This is a genomic window from Psychrobacillus sp. NEAU-3TGS (assembly GCF_029955155.1).
Taxonomy (GTDB): Bacteria; Bacillota; Bacilli; order Bacillales_A; family Planococcaceae; genus Psychrobacillus.
This window is the reverse complement of the sequence record NZ_JAPNOZ010000008.1, coordinates 1-23,961: the sequence shown is the minus strand read 5'-3', so window position 1 is coordinate 23,961 and position 23,961 is coordinate 1. Positions and strand designations below refer to the sequence as shown.

Here is a 23,961-nt window from a genome sequence, read left to right as displayed (position 1 = left end):
TTCTGTTTTATCTACTTCTTGACCTTCTTCAGCTGTCGGTGCTTCTTTTTCTTCTGCTGATTCATCTTCTACTGATTCGTCTTCTACTGCTTCTGTTTCGTCTGCTTCTTGACCTTCTTCAGCTGTCGGTGCTTCTGTGATACCTTCTTCAGCTGTCGGTACTTCGGCCTTCTTCTGCTGATTCGTCTTCTACTGCTTCTGTTTGCATCTGCTTCTTGACCTTCTTCAGCTGTCGGTGCTTCGGCTTCCTCCGCTGATTCGTCTTCTACTGCTTCTGTTTCATCTGCTTCTTGGACTTCTTCAGCTGCCGGTGCTTCTGATTCTTCTGCTGTTGTATCATCTATATTGTCTTTATTATCTGGATTATCATCAGTTGTTTCGGAATGAACTCGAGCTAGCTTGCTAACTAATTCACCTTTTTCAGGAGACCCAGATAGACTTCTCGCTAATGCAGATACTTCTTGACCATGATTTTTCACATGTTCAATAACTTCTGGATTAACTTCTTTTGTATCAAGCTCTGCTGCAGAAATAGGAGCACCAGCTGCTAAAAAAGTTGCTGCCATCATAGATGTTGACATCACCAGTGGCGCTACTTTCTTCGATAAATTTTTATTAGCTTTCTTCGATTCCATTTGTTTTTTATTCATTACTTGATCTCTCCTAATTCGTATTTTTCTACTGATAGGATGGATTTTTCATAAATTCCGTTATCTATCGTTTCACCTCTTCTTATTCTGAGCAACGGTATTACTCAAATTTTCCGGCAGCACCATCATCTGCCTGCATTGAATATACCAAAGCATTGTTACCATTTTGTGTTCCTCGGATTAAAAAAAATGTCGCTTCCATTACTTATTTATAGAATTTTGCAATATATGAAATAATGTATATCACTTAAATAACTGTATTCTACAGAATTTAATTATGCTCTCTTATTTGTCCTCTCTAATATCTCAGGGTTTTCCCACACTATATAATTTAATAAAAATTGTCCATTTCAACTTTACAAATAAAACTAGAGAGTAAAAATTATCAAAACAATATAACAATTATTAATGACTATTTATATTAAACACGCTAGTGGATTCTCTATATTTTTTGTTAATAAGGACATTTTATTTTCCTTATTTCTCTCAAAACTACTCCATTGCTATTCTACGGACAGCAAATAAAAAAACAGACACATTATTTTTTGTGTCTGTTTCATTAATTAAATATCGTTATTATTCAGTAATATTTGTAGCATCCGAATAAAACTTATTGTTTATAATTTAAAATGTTTTACTAAATCATTTAGCTCTTCAGCTAATTTTGCTAGTTGACCCGATCCTCCGGCCACTTCTTCCATAATGCTGCTTATTTGTTGGGAAGATGCAGATGTTTGTTCAACACCAGCTGCGGATTCTTCCGAAACAGAAGCAATTTCTTCAATTGCCCCATTCATCTCCTGTGCATTTGCTGCAATTTCAGTTAAGTTTTCAGCAATAGTTGTTATACTATTAACCATCTCTGTTACAGCTTCACTAATTCCACTGAAAGTCTCGCCAGTAGATTCAACTTGTGCTTTTCCTTTTTCTACTTCTTCATATCCACCCTGTAACGATTCCGATACAAGACCAGATTCTTTTTGAATATTGCCTACTATATCTGTTATATTCGTTACAGAATCAGATACTTGTTCAGCAAGTTTTCTCACTTCATCCGCTACTACTGCAAATCCTTTTCCATGTTCTCCAGCCCTTGCAGCTTCAATTGCAGCATTTAGAGCTAGAAGATTCGTTTGATTAGAAACGTCCTTAATCACGGTTACTAAATTCGAAATTTCTTGTGATTGCTTGTCTAGCCCTTGAACCTTCTGAACTGAGTCTCGGACTAATTTATCTATTTTGTCCATCTGAGCAATCGAGTTCTTCATTAACTCAGATCCATCTTTCGTCATGTTTAAAACTACCTTTGAATTCGTTTCAATACGATAACTATTTTCATTTGCTTCTTGAACTTTTTCTGCAAAACTATTCATACCAAATGATAAATCACTCGCACTATTGGCTTGCGTTTCAGAACCAGACGCTAATTCTTGCATAGTAATTGCCACTTGTTCTGCACCCATTTTCACTTCGTTTGCTGATTGGGTCAATTCTTCGCTTTGACTACTTACTGTTTCAGAAACAGTATTAATTTGGCTTACTATAGCTCGCAAATTTTGATTCAATTGGTTTGTAGATGTTACTAATTGACCTATTTCATCTTTAGATTTTGATTGTATCTCTTGCTGACTTAAATTACCTGCAGCTAGTTGCTCCATTACATTCGTTACAAGTGGAATTCCTCTTAACATACCTTTTAATAGGAAGAATACTAAGACAATAAGAATGAAACAAGCAATACCAAAATATAAACCCATCATCAATGTAAAAGTTTTAAGACTACTTAATGCTTCCTCTTGTGGTATAGATGTTCCAACTGACCAATCAGTTGTTGGAACTGGGGAATATCCGATATATTCTAAGCCATCATTTACTTGCGTTAATTTTAGCCCCTTTTCACCATTCACCATTTTCTGACCAACATTTCCTATTTCACCAGAAAGTGATTGAAGTTTTTGTTCCAGTATTAACTCACTGTTTGGATGGTATAAGATAGTCCCATCGTTAGAAAGTAAAAATGAATATCCATTTTCCCCCATCTTATAAGACTGCATTAATTGAGGCAATTCATCTAAAAATAGATCTATCGCAATGATACCAACCGTGTTATTACCGTCCTTAATTGGTTTCATAGCACTTAGTATCATTTTTCCAAATACTTCATCCATATATGGCTCCGTAAAATATATATCCTCTTCCTCTATGGCTTTTTCATACCAAGGTCTACTTTTGATATCGAAGCTTGGATCTGATACTACATTATTACTTCCTACTAGAAAATTAGACTTATTACTGGCAATCCACGCCATTGCAACAGCATCATCTGTTTTAACAATCTCATCAAGTGATTTTAATACTCCATCGTAATAAGCATTGGTCGTGGCTTCATCTCTTGAGCCCGCTGTATTCAAGTATTTTAAAATCTCCTGGTTTGTTGCAATTTGCCTAACAATTGTCCCTTTATTAGCAAACATATTATTTACTTGATCTGCAATTGCCTCGCTTTTCGTCGAGACGTTTTCTTCCACACTATGAACTAATAGGGATTTAGTATAGGAGTTAATCAAAAAACCTGTAATTGAAAATACAATGATGATAGCTATAAAAAGTACAAAAGCTACTTTTGTTGAAATACTATTTTTTACCCAAGAAAACAAGTTTAACTTCTTTCTATTATCTTTCTTTACCATTATTAAATTCCTTCCTATCTATACAGTCTACAACCTTAAACTCATACTTCGCTGTCCCAATACATTACACATAATAACTTTACTTTTGAAATTCATCTATAATTTTCAACGCATCGTCACTATTTTCCCCTTCCCTCTAATCAAGAGTTACTTAGATAAATCAACTTGTGCTTCGTTATCCTTACGGAAGGATCATCAACCCCCATGTTTTTGTTGGAATTAAAAAGGTAGCATCTCCCATATACTTTGAATAAGCGAACTCCTCGTTACCATGAAACAGGAATAATTCATTGAATACAACTTGATCCATATCTCCAGATAATCCAAGTCGTTTGAATCGATTCCATTTTCAGTGATTTTTATTTTAGGTAAGACTCCTTCAAAAATAAATTTATCCTTATAGTAAATCTTCCTTATAAATTATAATTGATTTCACGAGTCTTAAGTAACATTAAAACATAGTACTTTACAATCATATTTTAATAATTATTAGAAAGAATATCTCTAAAATATCAATTTACACTTAACTTAAAAAGAATATTGGTTAAATTCTTATAATTATTGACATCTTTTTTCATAGTCTTTTGCGACACTTGATAAAAATTTCTTAAATCTTGAAGAGGAGACTTGACTTGCCATTTCACTTACATAGAATCGCTCATCAGTCCAGTTTATTGTTATGTCCGGAAACAAAAAAGCATCAAGATTTCTGCCAGAATCGGCTAAAATCTCCATGCTTTTTCAACTATGCTGATAAAAAAAAGGGGTTGTCTCAATTTCATTTGAGACAGCCCCTTTAATAATTGCCGATTATGCTTTTGGAGGTGTTCCTTCAGCATTCGATACAATTGCATCGATTTGGATTAAAGCATCTTCAGGTAAAGCTGATACGCCAACTGTTCTTCGTGCAGGAACACCGCCTGGGAAGAATGTTTTGTAAGCTTCATCTACAGCATCCATATCCTCGATATTTTTAAGGAAGATATTTACTTTAACTACATCGTCCATAACGTGGTCGATACTTTCTACAATTGCCTTAATATTTGTCAAGCACTGTTCAGCTTGCTCTTTTACACCGCCAGCTACTAATTCACCAGTTGTTGGATCTAAAGGTAATTGAGCTGAAAGGTGATTGTAATGTGAGAACGCTACAGTTTGCGTAGATAGAGAATTCTTTGGTGCATTTTCAGTGTTGTTTGCCCATATAACAATTCCATGTCTGTCTTCAATAGCTTGTGGAGGTGTACCGTCTCCGTGTGACACTACTGCTTCAATTTGCACTAAAGCATCCATAGGTAAAGCAGCAGCCGCAACTACTGTACGTGCAGGGACATAGGCTACAGCTCTAGCAATAGCTGAATCTGGGAAGAATGTTGAATAAACTTCATTTACAGCTTCCGTATCCGAAAGGTTTTTAAGGAAAATATTAATTTTGACAATATCGTCAAAAGGAACGTCGATACTTTCTAAAATTGCCTTGATATTTTTCAAGCATTGTCCAGCTTGCTCTTTTACACCGCCAGTTACTAATCTACCAGTTTTTGGATCGATAGGTAATTGAGCTGAAAGGTTATTGTAATGTGAGAAAGACACGGTTTGCGTAGATAGTGGGCTTGTTGGTGCATTTGCCGTGTTATTTGTAAGTTTGATGAGGTCGCCTGCTTGTGGGGCGTTTGGAATTGTACCTTCACCATGTGAAACAAGTGCTTCAATTTGCACTAAAGCATCCATAGGTAAAGCTGCAACTGCAACTGTTGTTCGTGAAGGAACATACGTTGGGAAGAATGTTTTATAAACTTCGTCTACAGCGTCTACATCTTTGATATCTTTCACGAATACCGTGATTCTAACAATATCGCTCATAACATGATCGATGCTGTCTACAATTGCCTTGATATTTTTAAAGCATTGTTCAGCTTGCTCTTTTATACCACCTGCTACCAATTTACCAGTTTTAGGTTCGATAGGTAATTGTGCTGAAAGATTGTTGTAATGAGAGAATGCTACAGTTTGTGAATATAGACCGTTACCGTTTGGAGCATTTTCTGTATTTCTTGCTGTTACTGCGTTGTAGTTACTCATGATACGATTTCCCTTCTTGATAAATATTTACTAATCCAGTATGCACCGAAAAACACGGTTTAAACCGCTCAGAATGCACTACAAAATTATATCAGGGTTTGTTCATTTCGTCTAACGTTTTGTGAGAAATGAACAAAAAAAAAAGAAAAAAAACAAAGAGAGAAAAAAAGATTCTCACAAGTCCATTGAACTTGTGAGAATCTTCTTTTTTATATGGAAATATATCATTACATCATTCGCCCGTAAGGTGAAAGTGTGTAATATATTGAACGGTGTGTTCCAAAGCGGGAAATCAAGGCTTATAAAAATGTGGATTGTAATATTTTTAACGAGATTTTATCTTTTTTATTTGATTGCGTTAGGAAAATGTTAACATTTTGCTGGCGCACTTTAGTAAGAATATAATTACTCAATAGTAGAAAAGTAAACAATTATATATATTATCCCAGTAACATGGCGGAGTGTATGTGGCAACACTAGGGTGTTGGTGGGCTTACATTTATTAATAAGACATAATTTTATTTAATAATTCGTTAGTCAGTTCTACTCGAATACTATGTTCCACCCGATTATCAATTTTGATATCTCTATTTGTATTGACGAAAAAATCAGAATGAATTTTTGAATTAGTGACTATTAAATCACTACCATAACACTCTGCGTATTTTACTGGTTTATTAAAGATTTTTGTTTTAGATGTTTCAGAACTAAATATAATATAGTTATCTTTTATAATTATGTTACAAGGTGAATTCTTATTAGCTACTGATAAATTTCTTCAATACGTTGTTTGTGTCAGACCAAAGTATATACCCTAGCCAAATGAAAACTACTCCCATCGGTAATGCTAATATTCGATCATAAGGGTGAGGAATAATTGCAGTAGCCAAAGTAACTACAGCAGCAAGCGAAATTAATATACCCGCAAAGCGTGGAAAGACTTTAGCACGAAATGTCGCAATCCCTAGAAATAAGCCGCCAAGCATATACAGTACTCCAGCAATAGGGGCCAATATAGGAAAAACACCTAGATTAACCTCACTTTTGTTCTCGCCAAATAGTCCTAACATACCTTCTACAAACCTTGGTGCCTCGTTTATAATCAGCGGATAAACAAATGCTTCAATGAAACTAAAAGTCAATGAAATTAACCAAAACAGATTAAATATTATAGATCCTATTAAACCAATCCAACCTACCTCTTCAAGTTGTTTCATGTAAATTCCAATAATCCCTATAATAAAGGAAAGGGACATAGCAATGCTTAAACATGCAACTATCTGCCAGGAAATTGAAGTAACAGAAGTTAAAGTTTCAGGTGGGTGGATGAATTGAATGACTGTGTATAAAACCCCTGCCAAAATTGCAAATAAGCCTGCAACTTTTTTGAAATTCCTTCTGGCTATTTTCAAGTCATCTTCCCTGATTTCAAACTTTTTGCCCATTCGTTATCCTCCTTGATAAAGCGAATTATTACTTTTTAAATTTCATATACTAAACTAAAGAAAATATAGAAAGAAGTGGTCTCGTGGAACATTATGAATTAGTTGAAAATGCACTAGTATATATTGAGGATAATATAGAAGAATCTTTATCATTAGAATCTGTATCAAATCACTTCAATATTTCGAAATTCTATTTTCATAGACTTTTTTCCGCAATGACTGGTTACTCATTTAACAACTACTTACTTTCTAGAAGATTAAATACGTCCGTTAGTCTAATTCAAAACAAGAAGTTATCCTTAACAGACGTTGCATATCGGCTTAACTTTGGAACCCCATCCTCTTTCACTCGTGCCTTCAAAAGACAGTATGGGATAGCTCCTAGCAAACTGAAAGAAAATATGGCGAAGATCAATCTAACACCGATTCCTTTAGTTGTAAGGAAACCGATTAAAAACATAAATGGTGATATAGTCACCGATTTTACCCTAGAAGAATTTAATGCTCTACGAATTTGTGGGATTGCATTTGTAGTTGATTTAGCAACTGAAAATTATAAATTAAAAATACGAACGCATTCTAAAATGCTTTTAGATAATATTAATCAAACTATTAATGGTCCTTGCTATGTCATCTACTCAAATTGTCAGCCGAATTCAACACGATTTAATGTTTTATTCGGGATTCCTTACGATATCCAGATTAATAAACCCTATTACTTTACCGATGATGTACCTTCAATATTTTGTGCTAAGTTTAAATATTTTGGTGACATCCTTGACATAGGGGATGTTCTTACTACTGACTTTGCAAGGTTTTTAAAGATTTCCAAACTAGAAGAAGAGGAATCCAACATCGAATTGATTCAAGCTTTTGAGAACGTTCATCAGCTTGATTCCTCCTATCATCTTTACGTACCAATAAAAAAACATCCAATTGATTCAGAATATTAGTTAATACTTAATTATTTTAGCCTCCAGTTTATTATTTTTTATTACTGTTAATTTAAGATAACATCAAAAGAGCATGTAGACTTTCCACATCTTGCTGTAATTTTAATTAAAGGATAAAGGCTTATTCGTCAACATAATTTTTGGGTCAAGTTCGCCTAAGTACGCCGTCCCATCAATAAAAAGTGGACGAGAGATGCATTTTAAAAATACTTTATCGTCATAAGAACTAAACAAAAAAGCTTCTAGCTTTAATTACTAAGTAATAAAAGATAGAAGCTTTTTTAATTTGGCTGTTTTCTCAAAGATCGTTGCTATGGATATAAGAGAGGGTTACTCAACATTAGCGCCCGATGTTGAACACGAGTTAAACAACACTCTTCAACTAATCGTTATCTATAGCGAAGCAAAAGATGTGAAACCCGGAACAATCCAAGTCCATCTTCACGAAATCAATAATTTGTTACCCTACTGTGCACAACTGAAATTGAAAGACATCACGAGAAAGGGATATCAAGATGCTCTAAACCATCTAAAAGAAAGAGGATATTCTGATAGTACAAGGGAGGGAATTCATCGAACTGGAAGAATGATTTTTCGGAAAGCATTATAGTTGGAGCTTATCAAAAAAGATCCTACTGAGTTTGCCTATCTAAAATCCGATTGTTATTAAAATGGTACAACTGAGAATGGCAAGACTGCTAACATTGGCAAATTTATATCCTGAATTAACCCCACACTCTTTACGACATACCCATACATCACTTGAACAAATTATGGATATACTTGGTCATTCGGATGATCAAATCACCAAGAATATCTACCTCCACTTTACAAAAGAAATGAAGAAAGAAGCTTCCCAAAAGTTTTCACAACTCATGAGAAGCCTCTAAATTTTCCTCTATGTTAGCAAATCACTTTCACCTTACATACAAACCTAGTCATATCAAGGGTTCAGATGGCAAGTTACATCATGCCGCCCATGCCACCCATATCAGGCATACCCATGCCACCAGCAGCTGGTTCTGGGATATCTGCTACTACTGCCTCAGTAGTTAAGAATAGAGCAGCTACAGATGCAGCGTTTTGAAGTGCTGAACGAGTTACTTTTGTTGGGTCTACGATACCAGCGTCGATCATGTTCACCCATTCGCCGTTTGCTGCGTTGAAACCTGTACCGATTTCTTCGCGTTTTAGACGATCTACTACGATTGAACCTTCTAAACCAGCGTTGTTAGCAATTTGACGAACTGGTTCTTCAAGTGCACGAAGTACAATTTTTAGACCAGTTGCTACGTCGCCTTCTTGTGCTGCTGCAACTTCAGCTACTTTGTTGTATACGTTTACTAGTGCAGTACCACCACCAGATACGATACCTTCTTCTACAGCTGCGCGAGTTGCGTTTAGTGCATCTTCAATACGAAGTTTACGTTCTTTTAGTTCTGTTTCTGTTGCTGCTCCGACTTTCACTACTGCAACACCACCAGCAAGTTTAGCTAGACGTTCTTGTAGTTTTTCTTTGTCGAATTCAGAAGTTGTTTCTTCTAATTGGGCACGGATTTGACCTACACGGCTAGCGATGCGATCAGATTCTCCGTTACCTTCTACAACTGTCGTATTGTCTTTTGTTACAACTACTTTAGAAGCACGTCCAAGTTGTGTAATGTCAGTAGATTTTAAATCTAATCCTAGGTCTTCTGTAATTACTTCAGCGCCAGTTAGGATAGCGATATCTTCTAACATTGCTTTACGACGATCTCCAAATCCTGGAGCTTTAACTGCTACAGCATTGAATGTTCCGCGTAATTTGTTTACAACTAGAGTAGCTAATGCTTCTCCTTCTACGTCCTCAGCGATTAGTAAAAGTGGTTTCCCTTGTTGTACAACTTGTTCAAGAACTGGAAGGATTTCTTGAATGCTAGAGATTTTTTTATCTGTAATTAAGATATATGGATTGTCCAGAATCGCTTCCATTTTATCTGAATCTGTTACCATATAAGGAGATGCGTATCCACGGTCGAATTGCATACCTTCTACTACGTCAAGCTCAGTAGTGAATCCTTTAGATTCTTCGATAGTGATAACTCCATCGTTTCCAACGCGCTCCATAGCTTCTGCGATTAATTCGCCAACTTCTGAATCTCCAGAAGAGATTGCTGCAACTTGTGCGATAGACTCTTTACCTTCGATTTGTTTAGAAATTGCTTTTAACTCTGTAACCGCTGCTGCAACAGCAAGGTCGATACCTTTACGGATTCCCACTGGGTTTGCTCCAGCTGTTACGTTTTTCAATCCTTCACGAATCATAGATTGAGCTAAAACAGTAGCAGTTGTCGTACCATCACCTGCGATATCGTTTGTTTTAGAAGCAACTTCTGCAACTAATTTTGCACCCATGTTTTCAAATGCATCATCTAATTCAATATCTTTAGCAATTGTTACACCGTCATTTGTAATAAGTGGTGAACCGAATTTTTTTTCCAAAACGACATTACGTCCTTTTGGTCCAAGCGTTACTTTTACAGCGTCTGCAAGTTTATCTACTCCACGTAGCATTGCACTACGAGCGTCTTCACTGAACTTAATTTCTTTAGCCATGATTTAAGTACCTCCCAAATTTTATAACGATTTTTTAATAAGAAAGTATAAGATTTTTACTCAGTATTGAGCCAGAGACATCTCTAACCCCGTTTTTATATTTAGCCGATTACCGCTAAAACATCGCTTTCGCGTAATATTAAATATTCAGTGCCTTCATATTTTACTTCTGTACCTGCATATTTAGAGAAGATAATGCGGTCTCCTTCTTTTACGTCCAATTCTACGCGAGTGCCGTTATCAAGTACTCGTCCAGAACTTACAGCAACAACTTTCCCTTCCTGTGGTTTCTCTTTAGCAGAGTCTGGAAGAACGATGCCGAATGCTGTTTTTTCTTCTACTTCGATTAATTCGATTACGATACGATCACCTAATGGTCTTAACAAGTGAAACAACCTCCCTAAATTTGTCGAATTTTATATTATTAGCACTCTTACTCTTTGAGTGCTAACACACTTATAATAATAATTAATAACAGAACATTTTGCAAGTAAGAAGGTTAACTTTTTCTTTAATCCCTCCTTAACGGTCAATAAACGCTCCACTTCAGATTTCTCTGGTTTAATGAAGATACCCACTTGAATGAAGTTTCACTTTATCTCTTGTTTCCTTTACAATAAAAGAAGATTGTTAATATAGAAAGGAATCATTTCATATGAAACAACAAAAAACAGGATTATATGTTTTAATCATCTACTGTGTTATGCAACTTTCAGGAGTTGTTTTTATACCCCTCCTTTATAAATTAATCCAAGCTATGAACGTGAAAGATTCAGAGCTCGCCACTTACGGTTGGTGGTTATTCATAAGTATGGGAATTGCCACCTTCTTTACCCTGTACATTATTCGCAAAGATAATACGTTCCTCCGCCCTTTAAAAGGACAGCAAGCTACTTTAGTTGGAACAATCGGCTTTGGAATACTCGGTTTTTTTCTTGTGTTTTTAGGTCAAATGTTTGCAGCGAATTTGGAGATCAAGCTTGGAGTGGAACCAGGTTCTGCAAATACGGAGCAATTTATAGAGATTGCGCATAGCGTCCCTCTTGCCATTTTTTCGATCGTTATCTTTGCACCTATATTAGAAGAGATTATTTTCCGTCGGATCATTTTCGGTTCTTTATTGCCTAAAACAAACTTTATTGTAGCGGCGCTAGTGAGTGCAGTTGCTTTTGCAATCATACACTTTGAGTTTACACACATCCTACTATATGCCGTGTCTGGCTTTATATTCGCTTTTATTTATTACAAAACTAAGCGTATACTAGCTTCGATTATTTCTCATATGTTACTAAATGGATTTGTCGTACTTGTTCAGTTTTACGGCGAAGCAATCAGAAAGTTTCTTGAAACGTATTCACAAATGCCATAAAAAAGCCTTCCATTAGCTGGAAGGCTTTTCTCTTAATCTTCAATATGCTCATTTCGTATTAAATAAATTAGTGTTTGTACCTCTACAGACAAATCAATCGTATGTACGCGAATTGTATCAGGGACAGTTAATCTCACAGGTGTAAAGTTCAAAATCCCTTTTATTTTAGTTTTCGCCAAACGGTCTGCAACTTCCTGTGCAGAGCGACTTGGAACAGTACATATCACTAACTCAATCCCATACTCAGCAAGCTTTGTTTCCATCACACTTGGATGAAAAACAGGAATTTCACTTTTCATCATTCCTTCTACTGGTGCTTTCGTGTCAAACGCAACGACAATCTTCGTATTATGATTTTTCTGAAAATTATACTTAAGGAATGCAGTTCCTAAGCTACCAACACCTATTAACGCTACATGTGCTGCTTCATCTTGATCGAGTGTTTTCGAAAAATTCTAAAAGCGTCGGAACATCGTAGCCATACCCTTTTTTGCCGAGTGCACCAAAATGCGAGAAATCTCTTCGAATTGTAGCAGAATCTATTTTCATTGCTTCACTTAGCTCTTGGGAAGAAACACGTTTATGCCCTGCATTGTGAAAGCTTTGTAGAAATCTATAATATAACGGAAGTCTTTTCGTTGTTGCTTGAGGAATTCTTGGAAGTTCAGGTCTCATGAAAAACCCTCCTATTTCATTGTTACAAATCGTTTTTATATTACTAGACATTTCCGCTATTGTAAAGCTAGGGCGTTGCAACGCTCGTCCCTATACATTACACTTAGGATAGAATTGAGGTGCGAATTATCGTGATTGTTTTACAAGTCAATCAAGTAACTAAATCCTTTAATGGTGAAGATATATTAACAAATGTAAAGTTGGAAGTTCAAGACCGAGATCGTGTCGCACTTGTGGGCCGAAATGGTGCAGGAAAGTCTACTTTACTTAAAATAATTGCTGGAGAGATGTCTTATGATTCCGGCGAAATCATTATGCCCAAAACTGTTCGATTAGGCTACTTAGAGCAACATGCCGGACTGGAATCAAAGCTTTCTATCTGGGATGAGATGAAATCTATTTTTAGTCATTTAATCGACTCGGAAAAAGAGCTTCGTTCTCTAGAGGCACAAATGGCTGATCCTTCCGTATATGAGGACCCGGAAGCGTATGCTCGTGTAACTGCAGCCTATGATGAATTACAGCTCGCTTTCAACGAAGCTGGGGGTTATCGATTCGAATCGGATATCCGTTCCATCTTACACGGAATGCAATTCTTCCCAGAAGATTATGATAAACCTGTACAAGCGTTATCCGGTGGTCAAAAAACGAGACTAGCTCTTGCCAAAATGTTATTAAGCAAACCAGACCTGCTTATCCTTGATGAGCCAACTAACCACTTAGATATACAAACGCTTAGCTTTTTAGAAAATTATTTAAAAAATTACAATGGCGCCATCTTAATCGTTTCTCATGACCGCTATTTTTTAGATCAAGTCGTTAACTTTGTTTATGAGGTTTCTCGTCATAATGTAACTAGATACGTTGGAAATTATAGTGCTTATTTAGATGAAAAGGCAAAAAACTATGAGCTCGACAAAAAGAAATACGAGAAACAACAGGAAGAAAAAGCAAAATTAGAAGACTTTGTGAGCAAAAACTTAGCACGAGCTTCTACGACGAAAATGGCGCAATCAAGACGTAAAGTTCTGGAAAAAACTGATTGGATGGATGCACCAGATGGCGATGAAAAATCGGCTAATTTTGGTTTTACAATCGATCGTCCAAGTGGAAATGACGTATTGCGATTAGAGGAAGTTGCTGTTGGTTATCCAAACAAAACCGTCTCCTCGAATATCTCTTTTTCTGTTTATAAGCAAGATCGAATTGCCCTCGTTGGACCAAATGGTGTTGGAAAATCCACGCTACTAAAAACACTGATGAAACAATTAGATCATAACGCCGGGAAAATTCAATATGGGACAAACGTTCAATTTGGTTATTACGATCAAGAACAAGCAGCTCTTACTGGCAATAAAACCGCTTTGCAAGAACTATGGGATGAATGGCCTCTGATGAATGAAAAAGATGTACGCAACGTATTGGGACGCTTCCTATTTAGCGGTGATGATGTACAAAAAACGATTGCTACCTTATCAGGTGGAGAAAAAGCAAGACTTGCACTAGCTAAATTAATGCTATTAAAAGCAAATACACTTGTACTCGATGAGCCGACGAACCATTTGGATTTAGACAGCAAAGAGGTACTTGAAAATGCATTACTCGATTTCCCAGGAACGATTATTTTTGTATCGCATGATCGATACTTTATTAATCGGATAGCTACAAAAGTGATTGAGTTATCTAGTGATCAAGCGACCCTTTACTTAGGAGATTATGATTACTACCTAGAAAAGAAAGAAGAACTAGAAGAGCTTGCACTGGAGAACGCTGTTGTTGAGAAAACAGTTGTTGTGAAGGCAAATACTTCCACCATCGATAAAGAAGCTAAGAAGAAAGAGCGTCAATTACGTCGACAACTAGAAGAGCTAGAAGCACAAATTCCAACGGTGGATTTGGAGATTGCTTCTATAGAAGAAAAGCTTTGTGACCCAGCTATATTCCAAGACCATGAAGCAGTGCAACAATTACAAGTAGAGTTAGATGGTTGGAAAGAGAAACAGGATGAATTGTCGAATGAATGGCTAGAGCTACAAGAACTATTAGAAGAAATAGCTTCAAACTAAGGGATTCCTATAAAGGGAATCTTTTTTTTGTATATGCAGTGGCGATTTGACGGCTTTTTGCGTTCTGTTGTTCATTTGTCGTGTACACGTGCTAGTTTGTCGCATTCAACTAATTTTTTCTCTCGTTTGCCTCCTCGTTTGTCATAGTCAGCCATTTACTGTAAAATCCCTTGTCGGATTTTGTCTATATATGTTGGTCAAGTACTTTTTTTCTCGATATCATTTTCCACAATTTTATTCACAAGAAAAAACTAGTAACACCAACATATCAACAGACTTATACACATTATCCACAGATTTTAAAGTTACTTTCCCACATAATTGTGTGTAAATGAGACACAATATATAGAAAATACAAAACTTATGCACAAGTTGTCCCCAAACTGTGCATAAGTACGAATGTTCTCTATTGACAAGTTGAATAATACCTGTTAAAAAAATCCCCTTTTCTTGTCGAAGAAAAGAGGATTTCGTTTATTTCCAACTATTTAATTCCATACCGGGACGACCATTCATCGACATATCACTTGTCTTTCCAGCAGAAAACTTAGAATTTCCTGCCGCAGCAATCATGGCTGCATTATCTGTGCACAACGAGATTGGAGGTACGTAGAAAGGTATGTTTTCATTTACAAATGTTTCTTCCAGTGATTTGCGAAGTCCTTTGTTCGCAGCCACGCCACCTGCAGCAATTACTTGTTTCACATTAAATTCTCGTGCTGCTCTTAACGTTTTTGCCGTCAATACTTCAATCACACTTTCTTGAAAGCCTGCTGCTAGATGATTAGGATTGATCTCTTCCCCGCGCTGCTCTGCATTATGCTGGTAATTAATCACTGCGGATTTTAATCCACTAAAGCTAAAGTCATAAGACCCTTCTTCTAACCATGCTCTTGGGAAAGGCACCGCACCATCACTTTCATTTGCAAGTCGGTCAATATGTGGTCCACCTGGATACGGTAAGTTTAAAACTCGTGCTACTTTATCATACGCTTCACCAGCTGCGTCGTCTCTTGTTTCTCCGATTAGGTCGAACTGACCGTCTTCTTTCATCAATACTAATTCTGTATGACCACCCGATACCACTAATGCTAATAGCGGAAACTCCATCGGTTGAACAAGTGCGTTTGCATATATATGACCAGCGATATGATGGACACCGACAAGTGGAAGGCTGTTAGCAAAGGCAAATGCTTTCGCTGCGTTTATACCTATCAAAAGTGCACCTACTAACCCCGGACCTTCAGTAACTGCTACTGCATCTAAATCTTCCGGTAACATATTAGCTTGCTTTAGCGCTTCTTCGATGACCATCGTAATTTGCTCCACGTGGTGTCTTGAAGCAATTTCTGGTACAACCCCTCCAAAACGCTTATGACTTTCGATTTGGGAGGCAACTACATTTGAAATGATTTCCTGACCGTTTTTCACAATGGAAGCCGCTGTTTCATCACAACTCGTTTCGATTCCTAATATATATTGATCTTTTATCATTTAAACTCCACCCACATGACAAGAGCATCCTCTTGCGTATCTGTATAATAATTTTTTCGTATTCCGCCATCTTGGAAACCTAGCTTATAATATAGGTTTTTGGCGATATCATTTGTCACTCGTACTTCTAGTGTCATTAGTACAATTTCTTGCTCGAGCACTACACGAATTGCTTCGCGCATTAAGCCTTCGCCAATTTTTTGCCCGCGCATACGCTCCGAAACTGCTACATTTGTAATATGACTTTCATCCATAACAATCCACATGCCACAGTATCCGACGATTTCTTTTGTTTCCGTCTCCGCTACAATGTAATGCGAATATAAATTCGTCGTCATTTCATGTTCAAATGCTTCTCTTGTCCACGGAGTCGCAAATGCTTCTTCTTCTATTAAAAGTATTTGATCGATATCGTCCAATGTCATTTTTCGATACGTTATTATTTCATTTGTTATCATTTTTCTTCTGCTCTTTCATCCAATTTGCTTCCGCCTCTGTGATGCGCAAGTACTCAGGCACAGTCGTATGTACTTCTGTTGGTTGTAGTTTTTTGGCAAGCTCAACTAAGACAGCGGCATTTGGTAAAGAGAACGCTGCATTTGCGCGCTCAACTCGATCTCCAAGTACTTCTTTAATCTGCTCCCAATGGATACCTACATCCATTCCAACAAATAAAACCGGCTGTCCCATTTCATCCACGGTTTTTAATAATTCTACAAGTGGCATATGGGCTTCTTTTACAGCTTCCCCGTTCGTATAAATTCCTGCGAATACGTTGCCGCGTCTAGCATCCATTATTGCACAAACAATTCCAGGGAAGTACGATGCATTACTAGCTAACACTTGTAAACTCGACACGGAAAAAATCGGTTTTTTCAATGTCCAAGCAAGTGTTTTTCCTATCGTCACTCCGATTCGCACACCTGTATAGGAACCCGGTCCTATCGCAACAGCAATCGCATCAATTTCACTTGGCTTTATATCTGCTTTTTTTAATAATTCTTCAATTGCAGGCATCGCTCCAATAGAATGAGTAATTTTAAGGGATGACTGGTACGAAGCAAGTACTCTGTCATCCTCCACAACAGCTACCGCAAGTGGTGTATGGGATGTATCTATTCCTAACCAAATCATTCAAAAAGCTCCTCACATAATCGTTCATATCTTTTTCCAAGTGGAGTAAATGTAAATTTTCGCTTATCATCTTCCAACCTTTGGATTTGTATAGCCAAACGCTCCGGTGGCAAGTCTTCCTTTATCAAATGAGCCCATTCGATAATGCTTACTGCATCCCCGTAAAACAATTCGTCCCACCCTAAATCCTCATCACTATCCGCTAAGCGATAAACATCGAGATGATTCAAAGGAACACGACCTTCATATTGCTTCAATATCGTAAATGTCGGGCTATTGACAGTTCTTGTAATCCCTAGACCCTTCGCTACACTTTTTGTAAAAGTTGTCTTGCCGGCTCCTAAATCTCCCTCTAAAGTGAGCACGTCACTAGGCTCTAGCTTATCAGCAAGCTGGTACGCAAGTTTCTCTGTTTCTTGCTCCGAATTAATTATTTGCTCGTATATCATCGGTCGCTATCCTTTCAAATACTTGTCTATTTGCTTCTATTATAAAGAAATAGAAGAAGGAATGTAAGTAGACTGCCTTTGAATATAAAAAAATCACTTCGCGAAATGGCGAAATGATTTTACTTTCTTTAGTGCACTAGACGTATAATTTGTTCTACAGCCTGTTCCCCAGCATGCACCCATCTATTCTTATCCTCAATTTTACCGTCTTTGTCGAGAGGATCCTGGAACTGATTGAAACCTGTAGAAGTTAATAATGAATTTTCATCCCTATCTAAGCCAGCATTCACCACATGCTTAATAACATAAGGAGTTTGAAATCTTATATATGCTTCTTGATGATCTAAGTCTCCTTCAAGCACCTCGAATGGTAGCCTTAAATAGATTGTCTCTCCTGCCTCGCGCCACAAGACATTATCAAAGCTTCCTTTATGATAATCCCAATTCCCTCCGATACTATACCCCAAACCTTGAATGCTATTACGCACTTGTCCAAAATAAGCTTGCTTTCCTTCTAAATCCGTTTTTAGCTGCAACATAATCCATTCACTCCTAATTTGTATAATCCGTTCTATCTTTTCCCAAAAAGCAGGATTAATACAAACGGAATGCAAAAAGACCGATAATAAGGAGCTGTAACTCCCTTTATCGGTCTTTTATAGTAATTTAATATTTTCTTAATGACAATGGTTTTTTCGAAAACCATTCATGTCGTATAAATGAAGTACAAACAGCAAGTATCTCTTCAATTTGTTGCGTCGAAGAACCAAGAACTCTAATCGTAAATCCTGATTCATGCAACATGGACATACCTATTTTACAAGTAGGAATGTAACTTTCCAGCTCCTCATACAACTGATTTAGAAATCCCGTCGTACATCTCTCATCTACTACAATCATCGAACCTAAATGTGTATAACTTTCCATAAATCCTATATCTTCTACTTGCGAATCATCAGGTTGTAGCTTTAAATGATCAAAGGCTATTAACTGGTCATCTAAGTAAATTTCATTTTTTAATCTTAGTTGATCATATTTAAACCATTCTCCATCTGGAGACCAGCCCGGAGTTAATATATCCGTATAAAGAAGTGTGGATCCTCTTTCCATTCTTATTACAGTGTTTTGATCATACCTTGCATCGCGATAAGCAATAAGTGGATCCGGAATATATTCGAGGACGCTACCTTTTTTTAATATAAACTCCGTTTCCTGCAGTACTGGTGCGGTCGGTGTTCGATATACTTTTGTGGCAGATTGGGTTGTTAGTATTAACTCCGCCTGTTCTTCAAGTAGCACTTCTATTCGATAACGGTCCCCGCCGACATAACCACCACCAGGATTCACGATAAAAAAGCAAGCCTGTCCTGTATTATCCAAATAATTTGGGCGAAGCACTTTTAACGCACCTTGGAAGTACACCGTTTTTGTGACAGTTTTGTCTTTCTTTTTCTCCATCACAAGTTGTAGGATCCCCGTCCAATTTTCCATCTTATTTCAATCCCGCAAGTAACGCATTTTTACGAATCCAATCCATTACTTCCTCTAATCCAGTATTGTCTTTAAGATTTGTAAAGATGAATGGTTTATTCCCACGGAACACCCTTGTATCCGAAGCCATCACGTCTAAGTTGGCACCTACATATGGAGCAAGGTCAGTTTTATTGATGATGAACAAATCGGATTTAATCATCCCTTGTCCACCTTTACGTGGGATTTTTTCCCCTTGCGCAACATCAATAATATAAATAGAGAAGTCAACAAGCTCTGGACTAAATGTCGCTGCTAAGTTATCTCCACCACTTTCAACAAAGATCAAATCTAAATCAGGGTGACGCTTTTTCAAATCTTCAATTGCTGCAGAGTTCATTGACGTATCCTCACGGATTGCAGTATGTGGACATCCTCCTGTTTCTACTCCAATAATACGATCCTCTGGTAAAACTCCATTATTCATTAAAAACTTAGCATCTTCTTTTGTGTAAATGTCATTTGTAATAGCAGCCATACTAATTTCATCTGCCATATGACGAGTTAATTTTTCTACTAACATTGTTTTCCCAGCACCTACTGGTCCACCTATTCCTATTTTAATTGGTTCCATTTATAAATAATCTTCCTTTCATTAAGACATGAATATGCGTATATTCACACGCTCATGTTTCATCTGCGATATTTCTAATCCTGGCGCAACAGCACCAAAATCACCTTCATCAAGAAGCGCAATCTTATCAACGGCTTCCTCAATATATGTTTGAAACTCTCTTAATAATTGTTGTCCGGCCGTTTGACCTAATGGTATGCCTCTAACTGCATTTTGAACTAATCCTGATATGGAGGAATAAAGAAACGCTGAAATCCCTAACTTTTGTGGAACATCCAGCTGAAAAGCGATGATGGAGAATACAATAGCAGGATGTGCAAATGACACACCTTCTGTTACACGTTGTCTATATGTTTGTAAAAGAGGGCTTGGATATAAATCTAATCCTAAAGTAAGCATTCTCTCACCCATTTTATTTGTGCCTTCCCTCGTTTCTCGAGGCAGGTTTTGAACAGTAATAAGTCGATCCAATCGCCATATTTTTTCATAGTTTTCAACCGCTAGGGCTTCGTAAATAAGCCTACTGGCAAGTCCATCTGAATAGACCAACTGCTCATTTAAGTACATTTTAAGCCATTTGGAAAAACTCGTTTTATCATGTACTTTATTTTCTTGAATGTACGTTTCCAAGCCAAACGAATGACTAAATCCCCCGGTCGGCAAATTGGAATCGCATAATTGAAACAAAGACAATAAATAATTAGTCATGACTATGCCCGATATGGCGGAAGGCTTGTCTCACTTTTCTCTTTTCACGCGCATAAGGAATTTCGAGTTGTTCTAGTAACTCTTCTACCAAATAATCATACTGAACGAGCATTTGGTCTTCTTCAAACTGAGCAGGTAAATGTCTATTTCCTAATTGGTGGGCGATTGTCCCCATTTCATGCATACTGCGTGGCGAGATAATAAGCAAGTCATCAGGAAAAACTTCAATGATGATCATGTTTTTCTCATCCATATACAGCACGTCTCCAGCTTGCAAATCCTTCGCTTCCTTTAAGCGAATTCCAATTTCTTTTCCATGGTCCGTTTTAACTCTTTGAATACGCTTAACAAGGTCGCTACTTTCCAAATATACTTTTTCTTTATGTGTACTTTCTAAAACCTTTGGATCTATTTGATCAATATGTGTCACTACTTCTTCAATTATCATTTCGTCACCTCAGAATAAGAAATATCGTTGCCCCATTGGAACAGTGTCCACCGGATCACAAGTTAGAAGCTCTCCGTTTACACGTACTTCATATGTTTCTGGATCTACGTCGATTTCCGGCGTTTCCCCATTTAATTTCATATCTTTTTTCGTTAAATTGCGAATACCATGTACAGGAAGAACTGTTTTTTGTAAGCCAAGTTTTTCATGTACACCCGCTTCATATGCCGCAGTCGAAACAAATGTGATCGATGCTTTATATTTCGCTTTCCCCATCGTTCCGTACATAGGTCGATAAAGAATCGGCTGTGGAGTTGGAATAGAAGCGTTCGCATCTCCCATTAAGCTTTGTACCGCAATCCCTCCTTTAAGTACCATGCTTGGTTTTACGCCAAAAAATCTAGGCTCCCACAGAACTAAATCTGCAAATTTCCCTACTTCAATCGATCCTACATATTCGGAAATTCCGTGTGCGATTGCAGGGTTAATCGTATATTTTGCAACGTATCTTTTTACACGATTGTTGTCGCCGATTCCTTTATCATTCTCAAACTTGCCGCGTTGTTTTTTCATTTTGTCCGCTGTTTGCCATGTACGAATTAGTACTTCTCCGATACGTCCCATCGCTTGAGAGTCAGAACTAGTGATACTAAAAACGCCCAAATCTTGAAGAATATCTTCTGCTGCTATTGTTTCTGCACGAATCCGAGAATCCGCAAAGGCTACATCTTCCGGAATATCAGGACTTAAATGATGACAAACCATTAACATATCTAAATGCTCATCTATTGTATTTACAGTAAAAGGAAGTGTTGGGTTAGTAGATGCCGGTAATACATTCATCTGACTCGCCACTTTAATAATATCAGGGGCATGTCCTCCACCCGCTCCTTCTGTATGGAACGTATGAATTACACGATCTTTGAAAGCGGAGACTGTATTTTCGACAAACCCACCTTCGTTTAGTGTATCTGTATGAATCGCCACTTGCACATCGTATTCGTCCGCAACTTTTAACGACATGTCGATGGAAGAGTATGTTGCACCCCAGTCTTCATGTACTTTCAAGCCAATTGCACCTGCACGAATTTGCTCAGCAAGCGGTTCTTCTGCTGCCGCATGACCTTTTCCTAAAAAACCGACATTGATTGGCATATCTTCTGCCGCTTCTAGCATACGATGCATATGCCACTCGCCTGGAGTTACCGTCGTTGCTTTTGAACCTTCGGCAGGACCAGTTCCGCCTCCGATTAATGTCGTAAGTCCAGCTGTGAGTGCTGTCTCAATTTGTGCTGGGTTGATGAAATGCACATGTGTATCAATACCACCAGCTGTCAAAATTTTATGTTCACCGGCAATTATTTCAGTAGATGCACCAATGACGATATCTACATTATCCATTAATAATGGATTTCCCGCTTTTCCTATCGCGACAATTTTACCGTCACGAATCGCTACATCCGCTTTGTAAATTCCTGTATAATCTAAAACAATAACATTCGTAATAACTACATCTGGAATATTCTCGTCACGTGTTGCAAGCGGATGACTCCCCATTCCATCACGAATTACTTTTCCTCCACCGAATACAACTTCCTCACCATAAGTCGTATAATCTTTTTCAATTTCGATAAAAAGATCAGTATCCGCTAGGCGTACAGCATCCCCGGTTGTTGGACCGTACATGGAAGCGTACTGTTGTCTTGACATTTTGAAACTCATCGTATTACCCCCGATCTAATGATCCTTCAGTTTTATTGTTCAATCCATAAACGCGTCTTTCTCCACCGAAAGCTACAAGTTCTATTTCTTTCGGATCGCCGGGTTCAAAGCGAACAGCTGAACCTGCTGGGATATTCAATCGAAAACCAAATGCATCTTCTCGGTCAAATTCAATCCAAGAATTAATTTCAAAAAAGTGAAAATGTGAACCCACTTGAATAGGGCGGTCCCCATTATTTACGACAGAGATAATTTTCGTCTCTTTTCCTTCATTACAAATAATATCTTCTTCTTTTAAAACGTATTCTCCAGGTATCATGCCGGAACCCTCCTTTTTAACGAATCGGTGAATGTACGGTTACAAGCTTTACGCCATCTGGGAATGTGGCTTCTACTTGAACATCGTCGATCATTTCTGGAACACCGTCCATCACATCTTCTGCCGATAAAATAGTGGCACCATATGCCATTAGTTCAGCTACCGTTTTACCATCACGAGCACCCTCTAATATTTCGTACGTAATGAGAGATACTGCCTCAGGATGATTGAGCTTTAAACCTCTTTCTTTTCGACGTCTCGCTAAATCTGCTGCAACGACGATTAATAGTTTTTCTTGTTCGCGCGGTAACAAGTGCACGGCATTTCCTCCAATCGTAAAATGAAATAGTATTATCTCATTTTTTAGTTCATCTAGTAGATTGAAAACATTATTTTCTGATAACATTTATACATTTTTAATAACCTGAAAGTTCTCTTTTGCGCATGAAAAGCACAAGTAAAAATTCCTATAAATAGGAAGCATCTTTCAGAGGTAAGTTTAGGTTAATAAACAATAATTTATACAATAAAAAGACCCTATAAGTTAGAAGGCACGTAAGTAAGTGTCATCCTTATAGATTATTTATTAAAATAGCTATCCAGAGATTTTTACACTTTTGCACTTTGTTGTAAACTAAAGTTTTATGCATCGTGCTAAATCTCTTCAATGGTATACTGCAAATACTGCCTTCATAAATTAAGTGTGCTTTTCGATAAATTTAGTGGATTTAGAAGAAGCCTGCCTAAAATAAGCAAGCGGGGGAAGGTAATGTTACTTTTCATCTTTACAGATTATCTACTCGTGTATGTATATCTGAAAACAAATTTCAATCACAATGTTTATTATAGTAACAGTTGATACATATGTCTATTTAATAATACAACAATAGGTACAAAAGCACTAAAACACTGACTGCGGTCCAATTTAGTTCATAAGTTCAATTAATGGAATAACGCACATATTAGGGAAACTGCGTCGTAAAAATCCGATAATACGTCCGCTAAGATTTCCGCTCTGGGCGGACGCTTACCGCGGGGCGGGCGGTGAGCCTCCTCGT

At 37.3% G+C, this 23,961-nt stretch carries 24 protein-coding genes and 1 pseudogene; 5 read left to right on the top strand and 20 right to left on the bottom strand.

Annotation, left to right across the window (positions count from 1 at the left end; genetic code table 11):
- Window positions 1–83 precede the first annotated feature (83 nt).
- The 5 genes from OR571_RS07235 to OR571_RS07215 all read right to left on the bottom strand — a co-directional run bounded on the left by OR571_RS07235 (window position 84) and on the right by OR571_RS07215 (window position 6,867).
- The gene (locus OR571_RS07235; RefSeq protein WP_282242167.1) at window positions 84–650 is read right to left on the bottom strand and encodes a hypothetical protein; all 567 of its coding nucleotides are present in this window, start codon (window positions 648–650) and stop codon (window positions 84–86) included.
- A 617-nt stretch (window positions 651–1,267) separates the two neighbouring features.
- Window positions 1,268–3,340 carry a methyl-accepting chemotaxis protein gene (locus OR571_RS07230; RefSeq protein WP_282242166.1) on the bottom strand — a complete coding sequence of 691 codons (2,073 nt, stop codon included), beginning with the start codon at window positions 3,338–3,340 and terminating at the stop codon, window positions 1,268–1,270.
- 558 nt (window positions 3,341–3,898) lie between these two features.
- The gene (locus tag OR571_RS07225; RefSeq protein WP_282242165.1) at window positions 3,899–4,075 is read right to left on the bottom strand and encodes a hypothetical protein; all 177 of its coding nucleotides are present in this window, start codon (window positions 4,073–4,075) and stop codon (window positions 3,899–3,901) included.
- 75 nt (window positions 4,076–4,150) lie between these two features.
- Complete coding sequence (locus OR571_RS07220) at window positions 4,151–5,422, bottom strand: RidA family protein (protein WP_282242164.1); 1,272 nt, start codon at window positions 5,420–5,422, stop codon at window positions 4,151–4,153.
- A 758-nt stretch (window positions 5,423–6,180) separates the two neighbouring features.
- Entirely contained in the window at window positions 6,181–6,867 is a 687-nt protein-coding gene (locus tag OR571_RS07215; RefSeq protein ID WP_282242163.1) for a hypothetical protein, read from the bottom strand.
- A gap of 83 nt (window positions 6,868–6,950) precedes the next feature.
- On the opposite strand from OR571_RS07215, the gene OR571_RS07210 reads away from it, so the two are divergent.
- The 3 genes from OR571_RS07210 (at window position 6,951) to OR571_RS07200 (ending at window position 8,710) form a co-directional block, all read left to right on the top strand.
- Window positions 6,951–7,820: a helix-turn-helix transcriptional regulator gene (locus OR571_RS07210; protein ID WP_282242162.1), complete on the top strand. Its 870-nt coding sequence runs from the start codon at window positions 6,951–6,953 to the stop codon at window positions 7,818–7,820.
- Window positions 7,821–8,133: 313 nt separating this feature from the next.
- On the top strand, window positions 8,134–8,430 hold the full coding sequence (locus OR571_RS07205; protein WP_282242161.1) for a tyrosine-type recombinase/integrase: 297 nt from the start codon (window positions 8,134–8,136) through the stop codon (window positions 8,428–8,430).
- A 61-nt stretch (window positions 8,431–8,491) separates the two neighbouring features.
- Window positions 8,492–8,710 (top strand): tyrosine-type recombinase/integrase, encoded by a 219-nt coding sequence (locus tag OR571_RS07200; protein ID WP_282242160.1) that lies wholly within the window; start codon window positions 8,492–8,494, stop codon window positions 8,708–8,710.
- Window positions 8,711–8,783: 73 nt separating this feature from the next.
- Here the strand turns inward: OR571_RS07200 and groL are convergent, their stop codons facing one another.
- Entirely contained in the window at window positions 8,784–10,415 is a 1,632-nt protein-coding gene (gene groL, locus OR571_RS07195) for a chaperonin GroEL (RefSeq protein WP_282242159.1), read from the bottom strand.
- 101 nt (window positions 10,416–10,516) lie between these two features.
- The gene (gene groES, locus OR571_RS07190) at window positions 10,517–10,801 is read right to left on the bottom strand and encodes a co-chaperone GroES (RefSeq protein WP_093274211.1); all 285 of its coding nucleotides are present in this window, start codon (window positions 10,799–10,801) and stop codon (window positions 10,517–10,519) included.
- A gap of 269 nt (window positions 10,802–11,070) precedes the next feature.
- Here groES and OR571_RS07185 point away from each other — a divergent pair, with 269 nt between their 5' ends.
- Window positions 11,071–11,784: a CPBP family intramembrane glutamic endopeptidase gene (locus OR571_RS07185; protein ID WP_282242158.1), complete on the top strand. Its 714-nt coding sequence runs from the start codon at window positions 11,071–11,073 to the stop codon at window positions 11,782–11,784.
- A 32-nt stretch (window positions 11,785–11,816) separates the two neighbouring features.
- Here OR571_RS07185 and OR571_RS07180 read toward each other — a convergent pair.
- A pseudogene (locus OR571_RS07180) lies at window positions 11,817–12,459 on the bottom strand (redox-sensing transcriptional repressor Rex).
- A gap of 131 nt (window positions 12,460–12,590) precedes the next feature.
- Between OR571_RS07180 and OR571_RS07175 the strand changes: the two are divergent.
- Window positions 12,591–14,525 (top strand): ABC-F family ATP-binding cassette domain-containing protein, encoded by a 1,935-nt coding sequence (locus tag OR571_RS07175; RefSeq protein ID WP_282242157.1) that lies wholly within the window; start codon window positions 12,591–12,593, stop codon window positions 14,523–14,525.
- A 474-nt stretch (window positions 14,526–14,999) separates the two neighbouring features.
- Here OR571_RS07175 and tsaD read toward each other — a convergent pair whose 3' ends face one another.
- The 12 genes from tsaD to OR571_RS07115 form a co-directional block, all read right to left on the bottom strand.
- A complete protein-coding gene (gene tsaD / locus OR571_RS07170) occupies window positions 15,000–16,019 on the bottom strand; it encodes a tRNA (adenosine(37)-N6)-threonylcarbamoyltransferase complex transferase subunit TsaD (protein WP_282242156.1) in 1,020 nt (339 codons plus the stop codon).
- Window positions 16,016–16,477 carry a ribosomal protein S18-alanine N-acetyltransferase gene (gene rimI / locus OR571_RS07165; RefSeq protein ID WP_282242155.1) on the bottom strand — a complete coding sequence of 154 codons (462 nt, stop codon included), beginning with the start codon at window positions 16,475–16,477 and terminating at the stop codon, window positions 16,016–16,018. The genes tsaD and rimI overlap by 4 nt, the downstream gene beginning before the upstream one ends.
- Window positions 16,464–17,153, bottom strand: a complete 690-nt coding sequence (gene tsaB, locus OR571_RS07160; protein WP_282242154.1) for a tRNA (adenosine(37)-N6)-threonylcarbamoyltransferase complex dimerization subunit type 1 TsaB — start codon at window positions 17,151–17,153, stop codon at window positions 16,464–16,466. Before tsaB ends, rimI begins: the two co-directional genes overlap by 14 nt.
- Window positions 17,150–17,602: a tRNA (adenosine(37)-N6)-threonylcarbamoyltransferase complex ATPase subunit type 1 TsaE gene (tsaE, locus tag OR571_RS07155; protein ID WP_282242153.1), complete on the bottom strand. Its 453-nt coding sequence runs from the start codon at window positions 17,600–17,602 to the stop codon at window positions 17,150–17,152. The genes tsaB and tsaE overlap by 4 nt, the downstream gene beginning before the upstream one ends.
- 128 nt (window positions 17,603–17,730) lie before the next feature.
- Entirely contained in the window at window positions 17,731–18,141 is a 411-nt protein-coding gene (locus tag OR571_RS07150; protein WP_282242152.1) for a YugN family protein, read from the bottom strand.
- Between the two features lie 127 nt (window positions 18,142–18,268).
- On the bottom strand, window positions 18,269–19,093 hold the full coding sequence (locus tag OR571_RS07145) for an urease accessory protein UreD (RefSeq protein ID WP_282242151.1): 825 nt from the start codon (window positions 19,091–19,093) through the stop codon (window positions 18,269–18,271).
- 1 nt (window position 19,094) lies between these two features.
- Window positions 19,095–19,706, bottom strand: a complete 612-nt coding sequence (gene ureG, locus OR571_RS07140) for an urease accessory protein UreG (protein ID WP_282242150.1) — start codon at window positions 19,704–19,706, stop codon at window positions 19,095–19,097.
- Between the two features lie 21 nt (window positions 19,707–19,727).
- Complete coding sequence (locus tag OR571_RS07135) at window positions 19,728–20,414, bottom strand: urease accessory protein UreF (RefSeq protein ID WP_282242149.1); 687 nt, start codon at window positions 20,412–20,414, stop codon at window positions 19,728–19,730.
- The gene (gene ureE / locus OR571_RS07130) at window positions 20,407–20,862 is read right to left on the bottom strand and encodes an urease accessory protein UreE (protein WP_282242148.1); all 456 of its coding nucleotides are present in this window, start codon (window positions 20,860–20,862) and stop codon (window positions 20,407–20,409) included. The genes OR571_RS07135 and ureE overlap by 8 nt, the downstream gene beginning before the upstream one ends.
- Before the next feature lie 9 nt (window positions 20,863–20,871).
- Window positions 20,872–22,584: an urease subunit alpha gene (ureC, locus tag OR571_RS07125; RefSeq protein ID WP_282242147.1), complete on the bottom strand. Its 1,713-nt coding sequence runs from the start codon at window positions 22,582–22,584 to the stop codon at window positions 20,872–20,874.
- Window positions 22,585–22,588: 4 nt separating this feature from the next.
- Window positions 22,589–22,903 carry an urease subunit beta gene (locus OR571_RS07120; protein WP_282242146.1) on the bottom strand — a complete coding sequence of 105 codons (315 nt, stop codon included), beginning with the start codon at window positions 22,901–22,903 and terminating at the stop codon, window positions 22,589–22,591.
- 16 nt (window positions 22,904–22,919) lie between these two features.
- Complete coding sequence (locus tag OR571_RS07115; RefSeq protein WP_142539785.1) at window positions 22,920–23,222, bottom strand: urease subunit gamma; 303 nt, start codon at window positions 23,220–23,222, stop codon at window positions 22,920–22,922.
- Window positions 23,223–23,961: the final 739 nt, after the last annotated feature.